At 41.3% G+C, this 3,794-nt stretch carries 3 protein-coding genes; all 3 read left to right on the top strand.

The window, feature by feature from the left end; translation table 11 throughout:
• Window positions 1–268: 268 nt before the first annotated feature.
• Window positions 269–1,600, top strand: a complete 1,332-nt coding sequence (locus E5A76_RS05440; RefSeq protein ID WP_053987534.1) for a hypothetical protein — start codon at window positions 269–271, stop codon at window positions 1,598–1,600.
• A gap of 52 nt (window positions 1,601–1,652) precedes the next feature.
• Window positions 1,653–3,500: a phospholipase gene (locus E5A76_RS05435; protein WP_053987533.1), complete on the top strand. Its 1,848-nt coding sequence runs from the start codon at window positions 1,653–1,655 to the stop codon at window positions 3,498–3,500.
• A gap of 92 nt (window positions 3,501–3,592) precedes the next feature.
• Window positions 3,593–3,794 (top strand): hypothetical protein (locus tag E5A76_RS20460; protein ID WP_222932509.1); only part of this gene is annotated, 202 nt, incomplete at its 3' end.

The following is a 3,794-nucleotide window of genomic DNA, read 5'->3' as shown; positions in this document are numbered from 1 at the left end:
TTTCACCGCACTCCCCGCATTCCCATTTTCGCTGCTGTCTGGGGGGCTGGTATTTGTTTATAAGAGACATAATCCATACGATGCGTCAAAAAAATGACGACTGTACTGTTAACTATCCAATAACGTGCAATACCCGCAATCGTCATACAAAAAGCGTGGGCAGTTCAACAGCCACGTTTATAAAAAAAAAGAGCCAGATTCGGCATATAACAATAATTACGCCGAACTGGCTTCTTTATAATAATTAATAAGCTCAATAAGAAATTTCATGCAATTAAAAAGACGTCAATTCATAAAGTCAGGTTTATTTGGTACAGCAGGTTTATTTTTAAGTTCACCTGTTTCTGCTCTCCCTAGTTTTTCAATGTCAGAAGACTCAAATGCAATTACTGTTTCATTCTGTGGTACCAGCTGTACCCGTGATGAAGGTGAAGTAACACGCAGTGATAGTGATAAAAATATTTATCTTCCATCAACCGGTTATATCCCAGTACGCATCATTAAAGAGCTAGATGGATTCGGTAAAAGTGTACGCGGTGTAGGACAAAACGATTGGGGTACGCAAAACTCAAACTATAGCCGCCTCATGGTGAATGGGCCGTTAAAGGCTCCATCGGGTTTACTGTCAGATATTAGTAGCTACATTTCAGGCGACCAAAAATCGATGATAGAAGCAGCGAAAGGCAGTTCAATGCCTGCACTTGCTCTTCATGGAGCAAACATTGCTGCTGCAAGTAAAGCCGATACGATTAACCTTATTGGCCACAGCCGTGGTGCTTGTGAAGCTATTATCGCGGCATGGTTCTTATATGCTTATGGCGATGAAAAGGTGCGTAATACACCCGTTAATATCTTTGCTATCGAACCTGTACCTGGACCAGGAGAATGGTACGGCTTGCTCACTCAGCTACCACCAAATGTTGTAAATTATGTTGGTGTGTATGCATGGGATATGTGTAACAACGTCCAATCATACGATCACACTTTCCAAGCCGTTGTTCCTCGTCCAAATGGTCGCATGCGTGGTGAAAGCAACGAAATTACACTTCATGAACAATCTTGGTCAAACTGGATTAAACGTGAACATGGCTGGAGTGTACTGGCGGACGATGCACAACAAAAAGATCCATTAGCACCAGATGATAAAGCTGCTCAACCACAAGGTTACGAGCTTTACGCTTGCCGTGGTCGACATGGTACTGTTGCAGGTAACACAACCTCTGATGGCGCTTATGATCCGAAAAAAGACAGTGCTAACGTTGCGCCTGTGTGTGAACTTATTTACAAAATGGCTCGCGGTTATTTAACCCAATGGGGCTCTAATTTCTCAGTGCCTTGTGCTGTTGAAGAAGACGTTCTTGCATTACGTAAACATATTCATATGTTCCACCGTGAATTTGATTACATGGGTGGCGGTCCAACACGTAACAGTCAATTACCTAATCGTCCATATGTACGTCGTATTTCATCAATCAGCGGCTATAACCCAATGAACTCATATTACATGGAAGATGTTGTCGGTAACCCACCTTATAAGCTGATTTACCCAGTGACGTCAGAACGTCAAGGTAAAGGCTGGGTGGATTGGAAGTTCTTATAAGCCATACCGCAACTCAGACCACTATAAAAATTAAAAATATTAGAGAAGTACTATGAGCAAAATTGATGCTGTAAAAAACGAACTAGTGAAAAACGATCTATTTTTTCACGATAGTGACAACAACTATGTTCGTTTGCTAGATACCCCAAATGTATGGGGCTTACCTTTTGGTCCTGAAATCATGCCACGCGCTTACGAGCGTCAGGCTGAATTTGAACGTGCTGTGGTTGAGATCATCCAAAAAGCCCGTTACCGCTGTGATCTATCATCACTAAACTGTCCAGATCCAGACTGGGGTAAGCCAATTTTGGGTGCGATTGATACCGCGCTATCAACAAAAATGGGACGTACAGAGCCAACGCAGTTCCGCTTCCTGTTTGGTCAAACACCACTTTACCCAATCTATAAGCCTGAAAACTTGGTTGATTTCCAAGATGCTTTAAAGCGCCTTGTTGAAGAGCGTTCTAAGTATTGGGAGGTTATGCCTGAATTTATCGTTGGTCGTTTTTACGAACGTGTTGCAGGTACTGAGCAATCACTACAGAAAAAGTTCCTACCGCCTGAACTTGTATCAAGTTATGGTACAAAGATGACATGGAACCACTCAAAAATCATTGCCGTTGACGGTGTAGAATCACTGTCTGGTGGTCATAACTTGAATATGGACTTATTCAGAAGTTACCCACCTGTTCACGATGTATCAGCGGTATATCATGGCGATGTAAGTTATGGCTCTCAACTGTACTTAAACAAGATGTGGGTGGCTGATACCTTCTTATTAACGAAAGAATCCTTTGATCTTGACACCATGACGTGGGTAAATCGTGATTCAGAACCTGACTTCCCATCAGATCCATTAGATAACGATGATGTACTTGATTACATGCGTGATCAGCAAGACAAGCTGCTACAAGTACATGAAACTCAAACACAGCCAGGCATTGATCCTAAGATCCCAAGCTTAGATCCATTACCACCTGTCTTTGCGATTAAAGATTTTGACCTGCGCTCTGTCTCTGATCTCAATACACCCGTGTTTGAAGATCGTATTGTTTACAACAGTTATGAGCAGTTAGAAAAATACAAAAATGCCAGCCGTACCCTAACCGTAGGTAAATACTGGACAGGCCCTAACCGCAGCACCGACTTCAAAATTGGCTCTGAGCTAATGAAGAAGAATCTGATCTTAAACGCTAAGAAAGTGCTTCGTATGTCACAACAAGACATTATCAGCGCATGGAAGAAAGACTGGCGCGATCACTCGGTTGCTCAATGGATCATTGAAGCACTGCTAAAAAATAAAGAGCTTGAAGTGCAATTAGTGGTTTCGCCTCTTGATGCTGGTGCTGGTGCATTAGGTGATCAGTACTCATTTGGCTCAGGTGCTGTACGTACCTATGGTTTATTAGAGTATTACATGACGCATGATGTTGATACTGATGAACTATTTGATGATAGTGACGGTCAACGTGCCGAAGCACTAACACGACTGTATGTTGCACCATTTACTTTCACAGATAAAATCCCAGACGGTGACTTTATTGAAGGTGAAACTTACAAGTGGCCAAAACTACCGCCAGAAGGTCGTACTGCAACCCTAAAACAAAAATCATTAGCGGAAGAGCCACCACATAACGGCATTATTGGTCACCCATTCTATGCAACGATTAACGCCAGCGGTTACTTCTATGATCGAGTGGGTAGTGCACCGGGCAACCATGCCAAAATTATGATTGTTGATGATGAAGTGTGCATTGTAGGTTCAGATAACCTTTACCCAGGCAACCTTTCAGAATTCAATAACTTAATGGAAGGTGATTTTGTGGATGAACTATTAACTGAGTACTGGAACCACTTATGGAAATACTCATCTCCACACGCTTATAACGGTAATAAATAATTCAACTAAAGTGGTCAGTTTAACTGGCCACTTGTTTTATCTCTTGTCTTATCTCCCCCAACCATATTAATTAAGAAGGAATTTAATCTAATATGAAAATTCCCACCGAATACCTGAAAAGTAAGATAAGAAAACATAAGAATTATCGTAGAATATCAGAGAAGCAAATTTTTACCTTAGCATTAATTATAACTCTCTCCTTTTTGAACACTTCTATCACCCACTACTTATCTATCAGTGTAGACACAAAAAAAGTGTTACATATTGAAGATATAGAATTGATCAATCTTTATA

Source organism: Photobacterium lucens, assembly GCF_009873615.1.
In the GTDB taxonomy this organism is placed as follows: domain Bacteria; phylum Pseudomonadota; class Gammaproteobacteria; order Enterobacterales; family Vibrionaceae; genus Photobacterium; species Photobacterium lucens.
Note: the sequence above shows the minus strand (reverse complement) of the source record. Positions and strands in the feature narration are given on the sequence as shown.